The organism is Chachezhania antarctica, assembly GCF_003646465.1.
Classification (GTDB): Bacteria; Pseudomonadota; Alphaproteobacteria; order Rhodobacterales; family Rhodobacteraceae; genus Chachezhania; species Chachezhania antarctica.
The window spans coordinates 50511-67856 of record NZ_QZEX01000011.1 but is presented as its reverse complement, the minus strand read 5'-3'; the positions used below and the strand labels follow the sequence as shown (position 1 = coordinate 67856).

The following is a 17346-nucleotide window of genomic DNA, read 5'->3' as shown; positions in this document are numbered from 1 at the left end:
GTCTACTCCGACGGGGCCGGAGTGGAATCGGGCGTGGACGCGTCCGACGGCTGGGCGCTTGCCGGTTGCGGCGCGACGGCTTCACCCGGGCGGGCGCGCTGAACGCCATCGGTGATCACCTGCTCCCCCGCCTTCAGGCCACCGGTAACGACCGCCTCGGTCCCCACCATGCGGCCGAAGGTGATGGGGCGCTTTTCAACCTTGTTGTCGGCGCCCACGACCAGCACGAAATACCCGCCCTGATCGCGCTGCAGCGCCTGCGCGGGGATCGTCAGCGACGTGTTCTCGGTGTCATGCGTCACCGTCACGCGGACAAGCTGGCCGTCGCGCAGGATGCCCTTGGGATTGGGAAAGCTGGCCCGGACAAGGATCGTGTCCGTGCCTTCCTGCACCTGCGTATCCACCACGGTGATACGGCCGGTCTTGTCATAGTCCTTGCCATTGGCGAGCGTGAGAGACACGCTCAGCGGTATGTGAGGCGCAGCCGTCTTGCTGTCGGCTGCATCGCTGGTCCCGCCAGCGGCGCTGTTCGCCGTGGCAGCGGATGTGCTGTTCGTCGACGCACCACCGCTGCTGTCGGTCGTGGTACCGGTATCGGCCGTCGCATCAGACGTGGACCCGGCCGGCGCGGCCGGTTGCAGTCCGCCCGGTTCTGCTTCCTCCATCCCGCCGAAATTCAGCATCACCGCTTCGGATACCGGGAAGGTGACGTAGATCGGATCGATGCTGCTCAGCGTGACCATGGTGCCCGTCGCCTGGGAAATATAGGCCCCCACGGACATGTCGGTCAGCCCGACGCGCCCGTCGAAGGGCGCCGTGATGGTGGTGTAGGACAGGTTCAGCTGGGCGTTCTCCAGCTCCCCCTGCAACTGCTCCAGTGCGCCCTCGGCCTGGCCCTGCTTGGCCTGCGCCTCCTGCAGCACGTTCTCGGCAGACACCTGGTCCGAGACCAGCTTCTGCTGGCGGGCCACCTCGATATCGGCCAGCGTCTTGGAGGCCTGGGCGGCCTTGATCTGCCCCTTTATCTGGGTGATCGCGGCCTGGTAGGCATTCGGCTCGATCTCGAACAGGGTCTGGCCCTTGCTGACGGCACTGCCTTCCTTGAAGCCCAGCGACAGCAGGAACCCGGACACCCGCGGCAGGATTTCGACCCTGTTGATCGCCTGCACCCGCCCGGTGAACCCGGCCGTTTCGGCGACGTTCTGGGCCTTGACCGGTTCGGTCCCGACCTTCGGCGGCTGCGGGGCCTGCTGGGCCCGGGCAAGCCCCGCGCCCGCAAGGATCCACACGACGACGCAAAGCGACAATACCAGCCAAACGGCAGTCCGCCGCTTCGACCACGGAGCAATCCAGAGTTCAGTCATATCACCTCAAGGCCCGACGATTCGATCACGCGTCCCGAGAAGTAACATATAACGTTGAAAAACCACGCACTTTCTTGGGGTGGATGCGTGCTTCGATCAAAGTTGGACGGTGGCTCACGAAATTGGACCCGGTCCGGCTTCACGCCCAGGTCGAACAAGAACAGCGCGGGCAGGCTGTCGCGGTCGAACCGGTCGGGCAACCTGAGGGTTAGGTCCCGCGCGGCGGCGTTCCGGTCGGGCCACACGCCCGCCTGATACATCTGATACAATTGGCGAGCATGAAATGACAAACTGTCGGATAATGGTGGATCGATGGCGTTCGCCACCGTCCGCCCTGCGGGCCGAAAGTCCGCGCAACGTCGATCCGATACCTGGAGAGCCCCGGCCGACATGAACACTGCATCGCCAACCGTGGCCTCCCATGTGTGCGCCGCCGTCGCCACGTTGGAAGAAGGTTTCGTCCTGTTCGATCGCGATTGGAACCTGTTGCTGGCCAACCCCCGCTGCGCCGGGGTGTTCGCGCCGCATGATCACCTCCTTGAACCCGGTACGGCCTTGCGGGACGTTGTCGCCAAGGCGGTGGAAATCGGGCATTTCAGGATCGTCCGGGGGGCGGACGGCGGATCGGATCTTCTTGCGCCGCTGCACCGGTTCCGGCCCCTGACGTTCGAGGTCGCGCTGCCCGACCGGAGCCGCAAGACCATCAAGCTGACGCCGCTGGAGACCGGCGGGATCGCCGGATCCATCACCGACGTCACCGATCAGCGCACGGCGGAAGCCCGCGCGCGCGACGTGCTCGACGACGCCATCGAGGCCGTCGATTTCGGCGTGGCCCTGATCGACGACGACGAGCGCATCATCTTCGCCAACAGAAAGTTCCGCGCCACCGCCGCGCCGGACACGCATGTCATGGCGCCCGGCGTGGCGATCCGGGAGATCTACGGGCAGGCGATCACGTCGGGTATCCTGTCGCCGCCGCAGGGCGCGACGGCGGCCCGGATGCTGGACGAATTCGATGGCTGGATCCGGGGCGCGGGCAAGGGCTTTGCCATCCCCAACACACTGGGCCGCGAGATCGTGGGCAATGTCTACGAGACATCGCTGGGCGGCCGGCTCCTGACACTGGAAGACGTGACCGACCAGCGCCGCGCCGAGCGGCTGTTCACCGACGCGGTGGCGCGCCTGCCCGTGGGCGTGGCGATCGAAGGGCCGCAATGGCAGTTCTCGCATTGCAACGATGCCTTCGCCGCGCCGTTCGGCCTGACGGCCGACCAGATGCTGAAGCTTACCGATGAAGAACGGTTCAACGTTCTCGCGCCGCAGATCGCCAGTATCTCGGGCAAGGACGTCGGCGAACGGGGTAGCGCGGTCTTTGCTGCCGCGGTCCGGCAGCAGCGCGAGACGCTGGAGCCGATGGAGGTGAAGTTCCACAACGGCAGGCACTACCTGGTGGAACGCGCACTGACCGAGGATCAGGGCCGCGTCGTGGTGGTCACCGACACGACCGCGCTGAAAGAGGCCGAGAACCGAAGCCTGCAAACCCTGAACGACACGATCCAGTCGCTGGACGAAGGGCTGGCGATGTTCGACCGCGACGGGCAGTTCGTTCTGGGCAACAGGCTTTGGAACCAGCTGTTCTTCAGGGATACTCACCGCCCTGCCCGCGGGGAGACATTGGGGGCGATACTGTACCGCCTGGTCGATGCGCGCGTCATCCTGCCCCCCGAAGGCACCACCGCCGACAGGTACGCCTATGACCTTGCGCAGTTCGTCGGCGCCTTCGGGAAGAAACGCACGTGCCGCCTGGGCGATGGCAAGCACCTGCTGTTGTCGGCCCACCGGACCGAGGCGGGCGGCTACCTGATCTCGTTCACCGACGTGACCGAACAGCGCCGCGCGGAGGAGGAGCAGCGCGACGCGGATCTGCTGCTGCGCAAGATCGTCGAGGCCTGTCCGGCGAATTTCCTCGTGTCGCGGTTCGATGACGGCAAGGTCATCTACTGCCCGCCGCCATCGCGCGAACGCTTCGGCGATATCGACACGACGCTCAGCTTCTTCCTGAACCCAGAGGACCGGCAGCATTACCTGGATGCGCTGCAGGAAACCGGGTCACTGGATGATTACCGGGTCCAGTTTCGCCGCGGCGACGGGTCGATCATGCAGGGCCTGACGGCGGCGCGGGTGACCGATTACAAGGGCGAGCGGGTGATCGTGTCGTCCACGCGCGACATCTCGGACCTCTTGATGATGCAGGAGGAGCTGCAGCGCCAGCGTGACATGGCCCACCAGGCCGAGAAACTGTCGGCGCTTGGTGAACTGCTGGCCGGCGTCGCGCACGAGCTGAACAACCCGCTGTCGATCGTCGTGGGCTATGCCCAGATGCTGGAAGGCAAGCTGGACGATCCGGTGCTGGCGAAACGCGTGGACCGCATCGCCGAGGCCGCGAACCGCAGCGCCAAGATCGTCCGGGCCTTCCTGGCCATGGCGCGGCAGCGGCCGAAGACGGTCGAGACATGTTCGATAAACGATATCGCGGCCACCGCGCTTGATCTTGCGGGCTACGGCCTGCGCGCCGGCGGGGCCGGGATCGTGACGGAATTCGACGACACGATCCCAGATGTGCAGGTCGATCCGGATCAGCTGGTGCAGGTGTTTTCGAACCTCATCGTCAACGCCGAACATGCGCTGGCGCCGCTTGGGGATGCTGCAAGCCTGCTCATCCGGTCGTATTACGACGCGGCGCGCAACCAGTCGGTGGTGGAGGTCCGGGACAATGGCCCGGGCATTCCCGAAGACATCCGGGCGCGAATCTTCGATCCGTTCTTCACCACCAAGGACGTGGGCTGCGGCACCGGCATCGGGCTGGCGTTCAGCCACCGGATCGTCGATGCGCACGGCGGCGCGCTGGAGGTGGACTCCGACGTCGGCCGGCGCACCAGCTTCTTCGTCCGGCTTGAGGCCGTCGACAGCGTGGCAGAGCCTGCGGGGCCGCAGGAGGCCGAACCGGCCGTCCCCGAAGGCAAGCGCGTGCTGGTGGTGGACGACGAGGAAACCCTGGGCGAACTTATCTGCGACATGCTGAAGGACCTGCACTGCCGCCCCGTTCTCGCGCTCAACGCCCGCGACGCGCTTGGCTTCATGGAGACAGACACCTTCGACATCGTGCTGAGCGATTTCAAGATGGCCGACATGAATGGCGAGTCGTTCTACAAGGCCGTCATCGGCGCGCGTCCGGATTATGCCGGCCGCGTGGGCTTCATCACCGGCGACACGATGGGCGACGAGGTCTTCCGCTTCCTGTCGGAAACCCGGCGGCCCTATATCGAAAAGCCGATCCTGCAGGACGATCTCGTCGACCTGCTGGACCGGCTGTCCGAACAGGGGGCGGCACAATGACGACCGGTGGGGACAAGACGCTGCTGGTCTGCGACGACGAAGACCACCTGCGCGAGATGCTGTCGGAATATTTCGGCGAACGCGGTTATCGGGTGATCGAGGCCGCCAATGCCGACCGGATGGCCGAACTGCTGGAGGCCGAGGCCCCCGACGCGATCATCCTCGACATCAACATGCCGGGCACCGACGGGCTGACGGCGCTGCGCAACCTGCGTGTCACGTCGAAGGTTCCGGTGATCATGCTGTCCGCGGCGGGCGAGGTGATCGACCGGATCATCGGGCTGGAAATGGGGGCGGATGACTATGTCGCCAAGCCCGTCGACCTGCGCGAGCTGGAAGCGCGGGTGAAGGCCGCGCTGCGCCGGCAGGGGTTCCTGAAGGCGCCGGAACCGAAGGACGAAGGCGGCCTGGGAACGGTGGCGTTCGGTCCCTGCAAGCTCGACCTCGACGGCGCGAAGCTCTTCGGCCCCGACGGGCAGGAGATCATGATCACCGCGATGGAATTCAGCCTGCTGCGCGTCTTCGCCCGCAACCGCGGGCGGGTGCTGAACCGCGATCAACTGCTGGAACAGGCCCATGACCGCGGCTGGGAACACTTCGACCGGTCCATCGACCTGCGCATCTCGCGCCTCAGGCGGAAGATCGAAACGAACCCCACCAAGCCGGTGGCGATACGCACGGTCCGGGGCATCGGGTACGTTTTCGACTGAAGAAATGGCGCCGGGACCGGACCGTCCCCGCGCCACCCGTTCTTGCTGCGATGGCGGGCCAGGCTGTTGCCTGACCCGCGTTCGTCACACGATGAACAGGTCGTTTGCCGTGAGGTCGACATGGCCCAGCAACGAGACCGACAGATCCTCGGCCAGATCGTTCCCGTCGCGAAGATGCACGATCGTCACATCGCCGTGGATGTCGCTTTGGGTGTGCTCGAAATAGGCCTCGGCCCCTGGCACGCCCGAAAACCCGTCCGCTTCGCCCAGGAAGGACGACGTCCCGAAATCCTCGAAGACCAGCAGATCGCCGCCAGACACGAAATCCTCGACCACGTCCATCGGGGCGGCAATGCCACCGCTGTCGCCCTTGGCAAAATAGAACGCGTCGAAACCGCCGCCGCCGATCATGTAGTCGCCGACCGAACCCGCGCCGTTCGTGCCGCCACGGATGTGGTCGTTGCCATTACCGGCCAGCATGAAATCGTTGCCCTGGTCGCCGTACAGATCGTCGGACCCGACCCCGCCGCGGATATCGTCATCGCCCTGACCCCCCCGCAGCAGGTCGTTGCCCATGCCCCCCATGACCTGGTCGTCGCCGGAGCCGCCGAACATGGTGTCGTTGCCTTCGTCACCCCAAAGGACATCGTTTTCATCTCCGCCTTCGACATGGTCGTCGCCGTCGCCGGCGCGGACCCGATCATTGCCGGTGTCACCCTTGATCGTGTCGTTGCCTGCGCCACCGTAGATCCCGTCACGACCGTGCCCGCCGATCAGAATGTCGTCGCCGTCGCCGCCATCAAGCGTGTCATCGCCGACGTCACCGGACAGAACATCCGAGCCCACGCCGCCGAACAGCGTGTCGTCGCCACGACCGCCGAGGATCAGGTCGTTTCCAGCGCCGCCATAGGCCACGTCGTTGCCGTCATACAGAAGGATCTGGTCACGCCCGCCAAGGCCCCAGGCGAAGTCGATGCCGTCGGTGCCGTGGAACGTGTCGCCGCCGTTCCAGTCGATCCAGATATTAACCGGCAAGACGTTCAGCGCATTCACGTTTTCCATCGGCTGGAAGGCAGGTGCGGGAAGCTTGTCCACGACCTGTGCGATCGGGTTCACACCGAAGGACCAGTCCGGCCCGAAATCGGTGCCGTCATCCGTGTCGCGCCGGTCGTCGTCCTGCCGGCCGCGCCCTGCGTATCTGCCGGTGTCTTCCGGGAAATAGGGATCGCCCCGTCCCGTCTCTGCTTCAATGTCCCAGTCGCGGGTCTTGGGGAATGATTTGAACAATCCAAACATGATCTTCTCAGCCTTTTGCAATTGTGCGCCCCGAAACGGGCGATGCAGCTTCGCAACCCTTGGGTATGGGGTTGAGCATGGCCGGGCTTATGGACTGTCGATGTATCCCCAGAAATTCGCGGTGCGGGAGAAGTGTAAGTGTTGTACCAGCCTGACGCGGAAACCGCCTGTCAGGGAAACAATTGACACAAAGCGCCTGTGGTCAGGCGGCTCCACGCGTCCATGGCTCCGCCCCACGGACGTCTACGAACACGCGGTAGACAGACGTCTTGGCCGTGATGAACAGGCGATGCCCGTCGCGGCCGCCGAAGCACAGGTTCGATACGATCTGCGGCACAAGGATCTTGCCCAGAAGCGCGCCGTCGGGCGCGAAGCACTGCACCCCGTCGGCGGCGGATGTCCAGACATTGCCCAGCACGTCGCAGCGCAGCCCGTCGGGCAGGCCCGGGGTGATATGGGCGAAGGCGCCAAGATCGCGCAGCGTGGCGCCGTCGACGGCGAACTTGCGGATCACCGATGGCACCGCGTCGTCATGGCTGGAGCCGCTTTCGGCGATGTAGAGCACCCTTTCGTCGGGCGAGAAGCACAGCCCGTTGGGCTGGACAAAATCACTCGCCACTGCTTTCAGGTCCCCGTCGGGCGACAGGCGATAGACGTTTCTCGCGGGTTGTTCGGGCTCGGCCCTGTAACCTTCAAAGTTCGAAATGATGCCGTAGGTGGGATCGGTGAACCACACCGCGCCGTCGGAACTGACCACGACATCGTTGGGCGAGTTGAGGCGTTTGCCTTCATAGCTGTCAGCCAGAGCGGTCAGCGATCCGTCGAATTCCGTCCGCACCACGTCGCGCGTCCCGTGGCGGCAGCCGACAAGCCGGCCCAGATGGTCGCGCGTGTTGCCGTTGTTGAAGCCCGATCCGCTGCGGAAGACCGACACGCCCTCCCCTTCGGACCAGCGCAGGATCCGCTGGCTGGGGATGTCGGAAAACAGCAGGCAATCGTGGTCGCCGAACCAGACGGGGCCTTCCGTCCAGGTGAAGCCGGTCGCGATCTCGTCCAGCGTCGACATGGGGTGGACCAGCGTGGCGAAGCGGTCATCGTGGATCTCAAGGTGCGGCGGCAGGGTGATCATGCGCGTGTCCTTCTTGTGCTGGCTGCGATGACGATCGCGATGATCATGGCGCCGGTCAGAACGTTGCGGACGCCCGCGCCCGCGCCATAGCTGTTCAGCATCGACACGACGAGGAACATGAAAAGCGCAGCCCCCCAGACGCCGGGCACGTTGGAATTGCCCCCGGCGATGGAGCTGCCGCCGATCACGACGACGGCAATCGACATCAACAGGTATTCCGCACCCATGTTCAGCGCCGCGCCGCCCGAGAAGCTGGCCAGCAGGTAGCCCGCCAGCGACGCGAAGACGGCGACCGAGACATAGGTCGTGGCGCGCACAAGCTCGACCGGGACACCGGCCAATCGCGCGACGCGCAGGTTCTGCCCCGTGGCCAGCAACCAGCGGCCCCAGACGGAACGTTCCAGCACGACCCAGACCACAATTGCCAGCACCAGCCCGACCCACGCCACGTTGGGCAGGCCAAGAAACCGCCCGGTGGCGAAGTCGGCCAGCCCTTCGGGCGGCTTGATCCGCAGGCCCCGGTTCGACCAGATCGCGACGGACTGGTAGACGAGTGACGCCGCGAGCGTCGCGATGATCGGCGGCAGGCGCAACAGGAAGATCAGCGCGTAATTCGCCAGCCCCGTGCCGACGCCCACGGCCAGCGCCGTGATCAGGCCCAGCCACGCGGTGCCGGGATCGCTGCTCATGGCTTTCAGCGCCAGGGTGGCCGCCAGTGTCATCGTCGCGGGGATCGACAGGTCGACATTGCCGGGGCCCAGCGTGATCACCAGCATCTGGCCCAGCCCCACGATGGCGGCGAAGGCGCCGAAGGACAGGGCGGCATAGGCCAGTTCGCCTCCACCCCGGCCCGACGTCAGGACAAGCGTCAGGGCAAAGGCCGCGGCGGCGGCCAGCCACGACCAGATCCAGGGCCTGGAGAGCGCGCTCATGCCTCGGCCCCCTTGCGGCTGAAGATCAGGCGCGCGGTCAGCACAAGGATCAGGATCGCCCCCTGTGCGCCGATCTGCCAGTCGGGCGACAGCCGCATGAACGACAGGAACGATGCGGCCAGCGTCAGGGTCAGCGCCCCGATCACGGCGCCCACGGGGCTGACCTTGCCGCCGGTGAACTCTCCGCCGCCAAGGATCACGCCCGCGATGGACAGCAGTGTGTAGCGCAGCGCGATATTGGCATCGGCCGACGTGGTGAGCCCCACAAGCGCCATGCCGGCCAGCACGCCGAAGAGCCCCGCCAGCCCGTAGGCCAGCGCCTTCAGCCGGATCACGGGCCAGCCCGCGCGCTCGACCGACCGTGCATTGCCGCCCACGCCCCGCAGAACGGTGCCAAGACCGGACCGGATGATCAGCAGATGGGTGACGCCGGCGATGATCACCGCCGCGACCACGGCCATGGGTGCGAAGGGCGGCTTCACCGTCATCAGCGTCCGCAGCCAGCCGGGCGACGCGCCACCGGGAGAGGACAGGATGAACAGCGCAAGCCCGCTCCACACGAAGGACATGCCCAGCGTCACGACGATGGCGGGCAGTTCCAGCGCGTGAATCAGGGCGCCCAGCACGGCATAGGACAGGATCAGCGCCAGAAGGATCAACAGGCCGATCATCGGCGTGTCGTTCAGAAACGTCGCCGTCACGCAGGCCGCAAGGCTGACGAAGGCGCCCAGCGACAGGTCGATGTCGTTGACCATGATGATCATCATCTGTGCAATCGTCGCCAGCGCGATGGGAACGGCGAGGTTGAACAGCAGGTTCAGCCCGAAATAACTCATCGCGCGGGGCTGCATGTAGAACGTTGCGGCCAGCAGTACGGCCAGCGAGACCACGGGAAGGATGATCCTGTGGCGGGAAAGGAAGGTCATGATGCCTCCTGCATTTCGAAGGACGCCTGCAGGATCCGTTCTTCGGTGATGTCGGCGCCGGTCAACTCGGCGCTGATCTCGTGGTTGCGGAAAACGAAGACGCGGTCGCACTGGCAGACCTCTTCCGTCTCGGTCGAATACCACAGGAAGGTGCGGCCCTTCGCGGCCTCGGCCCGGATCATGGCATAGACGTCCTGCTTGGTGCCCACGTCCACGCCGCGCATCGGGTCGTCCATGATCACCACCTGCGCGGGCGAGGCCAGCGCGCGGGCGAACAGCACCTTCTGCTGATTGCCACCTGACAACGACAGGATCGGGTTGGTCACGTCATCGGTGCGGATGCCGATGCGGGATTTCCAGTCTGCCGCGATGGCGGTTTCGGCTTCGCGGTTCACAAGGCCACGCTTGGCGCCCTGCTGAAGGATCGAGATCGAGATATTGCGCAGGATCGACCACAGCGGCAGCACCCCGTCGCGCGGACGGTCGCCGGCCACGAAGACAACATCGGGCACCTTGCGCGACCGCCATGAGGATGAACGTGAGAGGTAGAGCTTCGCGAGCGCTTCGGCCTGGCCATGGCCAGCAAGGCCCGACAGGCCCACGACTTCGCCCTTGCGCGCGGTCAGGCCCTGTTCGGTCTGCACCACTTGGGGGCCATGCGCGCGTGCGGTTTCAGTGGTCGCGGTTTCTGTCGTCACATGCCCCATCGCATCGACAAGGCCCTGCCGCGTGAAATCGGCCGTGATGCGTTCGGCGACCACCTTGCCATCCTTCAGCACGACGATACGGCTGGCGACGTCGAAGACCTCGCCCAGCATGTGGGAGATGAAGATCACTGCGCCGCCCGATCCGCAAAAGCGTTTCACATGGGCCAGCAGCTGATCGGCAATGCCCGCGTCCAGCGACGATGTCGGCTCGTCAAGGATCACCAGCCGGGCCTGCGTGCCGCGAGGGGCGAAGCCGATGGCGATCTCGACCATCTGGCGTTGGGCGATCGACAGTGTATCGACCTCGGCATTCGGGTCGATGCCGTGACCGGGAAAGATGGTGTTCAGGCTTTCGGAAATCTCGGCCCGTGCGCGCGTCCGCCAGCCGGGGCCCTTCAGCGCGCTGTGCGAGATCCGAAGGTTTTCGGCCACCGTCAGGTTGGGACACAGCGACAGTTCCTGAAACACCGACCGCACACCGGCCTCCAGCGCGCTTGCACCTCCGGGAAACCGGATCTCCCCCGACGAAGGGGCAAGGCCACCGTTCACAAGGTTCACCAGCGTCGACTTGCCCGCGCCGTTGTGGCCGACAAGCCCGATGCAGTCCCCCGGGGCAACAGACAGGCTGACCCCGTCGAGCGCGCGAACGGGCCCGAAATGCCGGGCCGCGTCCGTCAGCGTCACGATCGGGGCGGTCTCATGATCGGACATGAGCGCTCCAATTCGAATGAGGGGCGGGCCGCCGGACGGGGCCCGCCGGGTCGTATCACTTGGCGTCGGAGATGACCGTCTTGGCGTCATCGAGCGTATAGGTCACGTTGGCGACCGAGCCTTCGGGCGTGGTTTCCAGCGCCTCGGCAAGGTTGTCCTGCGTGATCTTCAGGAACGGCACGGTCAGGTCCTTCGGCACGTCGGCGCCATCCAGCACCTGCTGCGCAACCCAGAACGCCAGCGAGGCGACGCCGGGGGCAATCGACAGCGACATGGTTTCATAGCCGTTGGCTTCGTGCTGTTCGGACCACCATTTCAGTTCGTCCTGGCGGTTGCCCAGCACGATCAGCGGCGTGTCGCGGCCAGCGGCCTTGAACGCCTGCGCGGCCCCGTAGCCATCCCCGCCCTGCGTCACGACGCCGACGACCGGCGGCAGCGACGGCAGGATGCCCGCGACGGCCTTCTGGGACACGTCCTGTGCCCAGTCGCCGTGGACGGAACCCACGATTTCGAACTGGTCGTGTTCGGCCACGCCTTCGTGGATGCCCTTGGAGATCTCGTCATCGACGAAGACACCGGCCAGCCCGCGGATTTCCAGCAGCTTGCCGCCATCGGGCAGGCGGGTGGCCAGATAGTCGACCTCTTCCTTGCCCATGGCCGCGAAATCGACCGCGATCCGCCAGGCGCAGGGCTCGGTCACGATACCGTCGAAGCTGACCACGACCAGCCCGGCGTCGCAGGCTTCCTTGACCGCGCCGTTAAGGGCGGTGGGCGAAGCGGCGTTCAGCACGATGGCGTCATAGCCCTGCAGGATCATGTTCTGGATCTGCGCGGCCTGCTCGGTCGCCTGGTTTTCCGACGTGGTATAGGCATCCGCCGCCGCCACGACACCGTCGTCCACGGCCTGCTTGCCCGTCTCCTGAAAGGTTTCGAGCATCGCCTGCCGCCACGAGTTGCCGGCATAGTTGTTGGACAGCGCGATCCGCTTGCCCGAGGTGTCGGCCTGGGCCAGTCCGGCGACCATGGCAAAGCCTGCCGCGCTCAGCAGCATCTTGGAAATTGTCATGTATTCCTCCCTACGCGCATGGAACCTGCGCTTAATTCCGCGTCATCGAGAGCACGGATGAGGCGATCATGAAACGCCTCCATACCCCTGTAAAGGCATCCACCCGCAGAGATGTTGCGGGTTCCCGCACCGTGTTTGCGGGTCAGGGTGTTTTCTTTCAGGTAATCTCTTGCCACACTTGCGGGAACGCGCAGCGCGCGCGGGGAGGAGATCATGACCAATGCCTTGCAGGCGCCCGCCACCGGGTCTGCCGCCGGAGACGTGTTCCTGCGCATCTCGACGCATCTGGCCGAGCGGACCGATATCGCGTCGGCACTGGAAGCCGTGGCCGACGAGATCGCCGAGGTCATTCCCTTCACCCATGCCGACCTGTGCCTGAACGACCGCACCGGCTGGCTGTCGAGCTACGAAGTCGGCATCCAGACGCGATGGTCCCGTGCCCGCACGCGGGTCGATGTCTCGCCCCTGCGGGACATGTTTGCCGGCGAATGCGATTACATGCTGTGCCACGACGCGATGCAGGACCCCCGCCAGACCTTCGAAGGCGCCTGTTCCGAGCCGATCTTCAACCACGCCCTGCGGTCGCGCGTGCATGTGATGATGAAGGTGCTGGGCCAGCCCATCGGCACGCTCAACATCTCGCATTCCACGCCGGGGCTCTACACGCTCGACACGGTCCAGCAGGCGCAGCACGTGGCCGATGTGCTGTCGCCCTATTTCCATGCGCTCCACACCGCCGAACAGGCGCAACGCGCGGCGCAGGTCGGGCAGGAGGCTCAGGCGCGCGAGGAAGGCCTGCGCCGCGGCGCGTTGCGGCTGACCCAGACGCTGGAACAGGAACGCCAGCGCATCGGGATGGACCTGCACGACCAGACGCTGGCCGATCTTACCCGCCTGCTGCGCGAAATCACGGGAGAGGCGCCGCTGTCGCGCGCCGATCTGGCGGAACGCGTGTCCGAGACCATCGGCGATCTGCGCCAGATCATCGACACCGCCGTGCCGACGCTTCTGGATCTCTTCGGCTTCGAACATGCCGTCCGCGTCCACCTGGAACGCGCCGCGGGCCCCTCCCCGGTCGAAATCGAGGTGACGGACGACACTAGGGGCGCGCCCGACAGGCTGGACCCGACGGTGCGCACCGCGCTGTTCCGCATCGTGCAGGAGGCGATCAACAACGCCGTCCGCCATTCCGGCGCCGGTCGCATCGACGTGCGGATCTACCCGATGGACGGCACCCGCCTTGTCGTGGCGGTGCGCGACAACGGGCGGGGCATGCCGGCCGCCCCGCGGCGCACGTCGGGCCTTGCCCACATGCGCACCCGGGCGCGGCTGATCCCGGCCGAACTGGACATCGTGAACGAATACGGCTGCACCATCCGAGTACTGCTGGAGGGCGGGGCATGAGGGCACTTATCGTCGAGGACGACCAGTTCCACGCCACCTACCTGCAGGACGCGCTGGCAGAAGCCCTGCCCGAAGTGACCGAGATCTTCCATGCCACCGATGGTGCGGCGGGCGAGGAAGAGGCCCGCGCCGGGGCCATCGGCGCCATCGTGATGGACCTGCAGATGGACCGCCGCAACGGGATAGAGGCCGCCCGCACGATCTGGGCCGAACGTCCGCAAAGCCGGATCCTGTTCTGGTCGAACTACGCCGACGACGCCTATTTCCGCGGGATCGAACAGATCGTCCCCGAAGACAGCGCCTATGGCTACATCCTGAAGACCGCCTCGCGCGACCGGCTGAAACTGGCCTTGCGCGCCGTGCTGGCCGAAGGCCAGATCATGGTGGATCGCGAAATCCACCGCCGCCAGAAAAGCGCTGCATCGCCGCGCACCCGCCTGGATGACAGCGAATTCGCCGTGCTGATCGACCTGGCGTTGGGGCTGCAGGACAAGCTGATCGCGGAACGGCGGGGGATGTCCCTGCGCACCGTGCAGAACCGGCTGCTGTCGCTTTACGAAAAGCTGGGCGTCCTGTCGGACCTAGACGACGACCTGACGCTGAACAAGCGCGTCCGCGCGCTGAACCGGGCGCTGGTGACCCGCACGATCAACATCGAAACGCTCGACGCGGCGCAGCGGGATCTGGAAACGTGGCTGTCGGGCCGGAGATAAGTTCAGAGCTGCTCGACCTCGAAGGTCCAGGCGCCGGTGGGCATCTCGTTGCGGACAAGCTGCACGATCTTCGGGTCCAGCTCCTCGGGCGCGAACAGCCCGCATTGCGCCATCGCGCGGCGGGCGTCGACGTTCTGGCCAAGGTAATCCAGCACCACCCGTGACGCCGAAGGCTTGCGCCCGCGCTTCAGCGGCCCGCCCGTCTGGATGCCCAGCAGGTAGTCGATGCCGGCATTGTAGGACGGGTACAGGATCATCTGCGTGATCGAGGACGACAGCAGCGCCTCGTTCTCGACCACGTTGATCCGTTCGCCAAGGTAGAAGACCATGCCTTCATACTTGAACACGTCCCGCGGGCCGCCCTGGGCGGTGTCTTCCCGTTCGATGTTCTTCCACAGGTAATGGCCGTCCCGGCGGGTGATCTGCGCGTAGGACCGCATGATCATCCCCGGATTGCTGTAGGAATGGAAGTAGCGGAAATACCCGCCGACATACCGGTGCAGCGGCGTGGAAAACTGGCTGAGCCGCTTCAGCGTCGGGCCCAGCGGCGTGACCTCCTGCTCGCTGCCCGGACGCCGGCGGAGCGAGATCAGTTCGGCAAAGCGCGCAGGCTCCATCAGCAGCTCGGCTTCGGTGACGCCGAAGAAATCGCAGATCCGGCGCATGTTGTGGCGGGACGGGCGCACGGTGCCCGACAGGTACTTGTTGAACTGCTGGCGATTGATTCCGATCCGCCGGCAGACATGCGCGATGGACGGAAACAACGTGCAGGCGAACGCCAGATTGCTGGTAAGGGGGTCAGGAGGCATGGGGTGAAGCTAACTGACGCACAAAGGAAGTCAATATGCGCCGTTTCGCGAAATTGTGACGCTGCCCCTTCGCATGACACGATCTGCGGCACCAATACAGAAGGATGCCACGGCATGGATCAGCGCAGCCCGCTTCACGAGGTCATCGAAGAACGCCACGTCGAGATCCCGCTGCCTGACGGTTGCATCCTTGCCGCCCGCATCTGGCGCCCGGCCGATGGCGCGCCGGTGCCTGCCATCTTCGAATTCCTGCCCTACCGCAAGGGCGACGGCACGCTGGCCCGCGACGCGGTGCGCGCGCCCTACATCGCGGCCCGCGGCTATGCCTATGTCCGCGTCGATCTGCGGGGCACCGGTGAATCCGAAGGCCTGATGACCGACGAATACACCGCGCAGGAGCTTCAGGACGCCTGTGACGTGATCGCGTGGATCGCGGCGCAGGACTGGTGCGATGGCGGTGTCGGCATGGTCGGCATCTCGTGGGGCGGGTTCAACGGGTTGCAGGTGGCCGCGTTGCAGCCGCCGGCGCTGAAGGCCGTGGTCTCGATTGCCTCGACCGATGACCGCTATGCCGACGACGTGCATTACATGGGCGGGACGATGGTCGTGGACCAGATCTCGTGGGCGTCGCACATGTTCGCCATCAACACGCTGGCGCCCGATCCCGATCTGGTCGGCGACAAGTGGCGCGACATGTGGATGGAGCGGCTGACAGGCTCCGGCCTGTGGCTGGAAAACTGGGCGAAACACCAGCGCCGGGACGAGTTCTGGAAGCACGGCTCGGTCTGCGAGGATATCAGCCGGATCAAGGTGCCGGTCTATGCCGTGTCGGGCTGGGCCGATGGGTACTGCCGCACGGTGTTCCGCCTGATGGAGTCGCTGGAAGGCCCGAAAAAGGGCCTCGTCGGCCCATGGTCCCACAAGTATCCGCATATCGGCGTGCCCGGCCCCGCCATCGACTGGAACGGCGAGGAACTGCGCTGGTGGGACCAGTGGCTGAAGGGTGCCGACACCGGCATCATGGAGGAACCGCAGCTGCGCCTTTACATGCAGGACCATGCGGAGCCTGCCAGCTACTACGCCCATCGCGATGGGTATTGGGTGGAGGAGCCGTCGTGGCCTTCGCCCAACGTCACCCGCACAGGTTTCGCGCTGGGGGCCGATGGCTCGCTTGGTCGTGACGATGCGCCGGGCGGCGCGCGCGAGATCTTCTCGCCGCTGGGCACGGGGATCGCGGGGGGCAAGTGGTGCTCCTACGCCAATCCGGGCGACCAGCCGGTCGATCAGCGCCGCGACGATGCGGGCAGCATGGTGTTCGAGACAGCACCGCTGGACGCCCCGGTTGAAATCGCGGGCGACACGCAGCTGGAACTGACCTTCACGGTCGACCAGCCCGTGGCCCAGGTGGCCGCGCGCCTAGTCGACGTGGCGCCCGACGGGGCGGCGACGCGGGTCAGTTATGGCCTGCTGAACCTGACCCACCGCGACAGCCACGAAAGCCCCGAAGCTCTGGTGCCGGGAGAGGTCTATACCGCCACCGTGCCGTTCAAGCATGTGGCCCAGACCTTCCGCGCCGGGCATCGGCTGCGGCTGGGGATCTCGACCAGCTACTTCCCCATCGCTTGGCCCGCGCCCGAACCGGTGACGCTGCGCGTCGATACCGCCGCCAGCCGCCTTGTCCTGCCGGTCCGCGCCAAGACCGACGGCCCCGTGCCGCGCGATCTGGGCACGCCGCAGGGTGCCGCGCCGATGGAAAAGGACGTGCTGGCCCCCGCCCATGCCGACTGGATCGTGACCGAGGATCTGGGCACCGGCGAAACCCGGGTGACGGCGACGGACGATTCCGGCACAATCCGGATCGCCGACAACGGGCTGACGACCGCGATCAAGACGGTCGAGACCTATTCCTTTACCGGTACCGACTGGCGGTCGTTCCGCGGCCATGTCGTCACCGATGTCGCCCATTCCCGCGAGGGCTGGGGCATCTCCAGCCGGACGGAAACGGAGATGACCGCAACCGCCACGCATTTCGTCATCAAGGCCAGACTGGTGGCGAAGGAAGGCGAGGCCATAGCCCATGAACAGGAATGGTCGTGCGAGATCCCGCGCGATCTGGCCTGAGCGACCCGAAATACCCTGCCGGCGATCCCGGCAGGCCCGCTTTGACACTGAAACGAATGGCC

The 17346-nt window shown here is 65.8% G+C and carries 14 protein-coding genes; 5 read left to right on the top strand and 9 right to left on the bottom strand.

Going from position 1 to position 17346, the window contains the following annotated elements; genetic code table 11:
- Positions 1 to 2: 2 nt before the first annotated feature.
- On the bottom strand, positions 3 to 1364 hold the full coding sequence (locus D4754_RS18820; protein WP_121066647.1) for an efflux RND transporter periplasmic adaptor subunit: 1362 nt from the start codon (positions 1362 to 1364) through the stop codon (positions 3 to 5).
- The gene (locus D4754_RS18815) at positions 1361 to 1690 is read right to left on the bottom strand and encodes a hypothetical protein (protein ID WP_163025977.1); all 330 of its coding nucleotides are present in this window, start codon (positions 1688 to 1690) and stop codon (positions 1361 to 1363) included. Before D4754_RS18815 ends, D4754_RS18820 begins: the two co-directional genes overlap by 4 nt.
- Positions 1691 to 1754: 64 nt before the next feature.
- Between D4754_RS18815 and D4754_RS18810 the strand changes: the two genes are divergently transcribed.
- Both D4754_RS18810 and D4754_RS18805 read left to right on the top strand, forming a co-directional pair.
- Positions 1755 to 4760: a PAS-domain containing protein gene (locus D4754_RS18810; protein ID WP_121066641.1), complete on the top strand. Its 3006-nt coding sequence runs from the start codon at positions 1755 to 1757 to the stop codon at positions 4758 to 4760.
- Positions 4757 to 5470, top strand: a complete 714-nt coding sequence (locus tag D4754_RS18805; RefSeq protein WP_121066638.1) for a response regulator — start codon at positions 4757 to 4759, stop codon at positions 5468 to 5470. Before D4754_RS18810 ends, D4754_RS18805 begins: the two co-directional genes overlap by 4 nt.
- Positions 5471 to 5554: 84 nt before the next feature.
- On the opposite strand, the gene D4754_RS18800 is transcribed toward D4754_RS18805, so the two are convergent.
- The 6 genes from D4754_RS18800 to D4754_RS18775 all read right to left on the bottom strand — a co-directional run bounded on the left by D4754_RS18800 (position 5555) and on the right by D4754_RS18775 (position 12237).
- A complete protein-coding gene (locus D4754_RS18800) occupies positions 5555 to 6766 on the bottom strand; it encodes a calcium-binding protein (protein WP_121066635.1) in 1212 nt (403 codons plus the stop codon).
- 202 nt (positions 6767 to 6968) lie between these two features.
- Positions 6969 to 7895, bottom strand: a complete 927-nt coding sequence (locus D4754_RS18795; protein ID WP_121066633.1) for an SMP-30/gluconolactonase/LRE family protein — start codon at positions 7893 to 7895, stop codon at positions 6969 to 6971.
- Entirely contained in the window at positions 7892 to 8827 is a 936-nt protein-coding gene (locus D4754_RS18790) for an ABC transporter permease (RefSeq protein ID WP_121066628.1), read from the bottom strand. Before D4754_RS18790 ends, D4754_RS18795 begins: the two co-directional genes overlap by 4 nt.
- A complete protein-coding gene (locus D4754_RS18785) occupies positions 8824 to 9753 on the bottom strand; it encodes an ABC transporter permease (protein ID WP_121066626.1) in 930 nt (309 codons plus the stop codon). Before D4754_RS18785 ends, D4754_RS18790 begins: the two co-directional genes overlap by 4 nt.
- Positions 9750 to 11171 (bottom strand): sugar ABC transporter ATP-binding protein, encoded by a 1422-nt coding sequence (locus D4754_RS18780; RefSeq protein WP_121066624.1) that lies wholly within the window; start codon positions 11169 to 11171, stop codon positions 9750 to 9752. Before D4754_RS18780 ends, D4754_RS18785 begins: the two co-directional genes overlap by 4 nt.
- Positions 11172 to 11226: 55 nt before the next feature.
- Positions 11227 to 12237: an ABC transporter substrate-binding protein gene (locus tag D4754_RS18775; protein ID WP_121066622.1), complete on the bottom strand. Its 1011-nt coding sequence runs from the start codon at positions 12235 to 12237 to the stop codon at positions 11227 to 11229.
- A 213-nt stretch (positions 12238 to 12450) separates the two neighbouring features.
- On the opposite strand from D4754_RS18775, the gene D4754_RS18770 reads away from it, so the two are divergent.
- Both D4754_RS18770 and D4754_RS18765 read left to right on the top strand, forming a co-directional pair.
- Positions 12451 to 13641, top strand: a complete 1191-nt coding sequence (locus D4754_RS18770; protein WP_121066620.1) for a sensor histidine kinase — start codon at positions 12451 to 12453, stop codon at positions 13639 to 13641.
- On the top strand, positions 13638 to 14354 hold the full coding sequence (locus tag D4754_RS18765; RefSeq protein WP_121066615.1) for a response regulator transcription factor: 717 nt from the start codon (positions 13638 to 13640) through the stop codon (positions 14352 to 14354). Before D4754_RS18770 ends, D4754_RS18765 begins: the two co-directional genes overlap by 4 nt.
- Positions 14355 to 14356: 2 nt before the next feature.
- Here D4754_RS18765 and D4754_RS18760 read toward each other — a convergent pair whose 3' ends face one another.
- Positions 14357 to 15163 carry a helix-turn-helix domain-containing protein gene (locus D4754_RS18760; protein WP_121066612.1) on the bottom strand — a complete coding sequence of 269 codons (807 nt, stop codon included), beginning with the start codon at positions 15161 to 15163 and terminating at the stop codon, positions 14357 to 14359.
- 114 nt (positions 15164 to 15277) lie between these two features.
- Here D4754_RS18760 and D4754_RS18755 point away from each other — a divergent pair, with 114 nt between their 5' ends.
- Positions 15278 to 17284, top strand: coding sequence for a CocE/NonD family hydrolase (locus tag D4754_RS18755; RefSeq protein WP_121066609.1), 2007 nt, complete (start codon positions 15278 to 15280; stop codon positions 17282 to 17284).
- Positions 17285 to 17346: the final 62 nt, after the last annotated feature.

Coding starts and splice junctions, on each gene's coding strand:
- D4754_RS18820 (WP_121066647.1), bottom strand. CDS start 1,364: ATGACTGAACTCTGGATTGCTCCGTGGTCGAAGCGGCGGACTGCCGTT.
- D4754_RS18810 (WP_121066641.1), top strand. CDS start 1,755: ATGAACACTGCATCGCCAACCGTGGCCTCCCATGTGTGCGCCGCCGTC.
- D4754_RS18805 (WP_121066638.1), top strand. CDS start 4,757: ATGACGACCGGTGGGGACAAGACGCTGCTGGTCTGCGACGACGAAGAC.
- D4754_RS18800 (WP_121066635.1), bottom strand. CDS start 6,766: ATGTTTGGATTGTTCAAATCATTCCCCAAGACCCGCGACTGGGACATT.
- D4754_RS18795 (WP_121066633.1), bottom strand. CDS start 7,895: ATGATCACCCTGCCGCCGCACCTTGAGATCCACGATGACCGCTTCGCC.
- D4754_RS18790 (WP_121066628.1), bottom strand. CDS start 8,827: ATGAGCGCGCTCTCCAGGCCCTGGATCTGGTCGTGGCTGGCCGCCGCC.
- D4754_RS18785 (WP_121066626.1), bottom strand. CDS start 9,753: ATGACCTTCCTTTCCCGCCACAGGATCATCCTTCCCGTGGTCTCGCTG.
- D4754_RS18780 (WP_121066624.1), bottom strand. CDS start 11,171: ATGTCCGATCATGAGACCGCCCCGATCGTGACGCTGACGGACGCGGCC.
- D4754_RS18775 (WP_121066622.1), bottom strand. CDS start 12,237: ATGACAATTTCCAAGATGCTGCTGAGCGCGGCAGGCTTTGCCATGGTC.
- D4754_RS18770 (WP_121066620.1), top strand. CDS start 12,451: ATGACCAATGCCTTGCAGGCGCCCGCCACCGGGTCTGCCGCCGGAGAC.
- D4754_RS18765 (WP_121066615.1), top strand. CDS start 13,638: ATGAGGGCACTTATCGTCGAGGACGACCAGTTCCACGCCACCTACCTG.
- D4754_RS18760 (WP_121066612.1), bottom strand. CDS start 15,163: ATGCCTCCTGACCCCCTTACCAGCAATCTGGCGTTCGCCTGCACGTTG.
- D4754_RS18755 (WP_121066609.1), top strand. CDS start 15,278: ATGGATCAGCGCAGCCCGCTTCACGAGGTCATCGAAGAACGCCACGTC.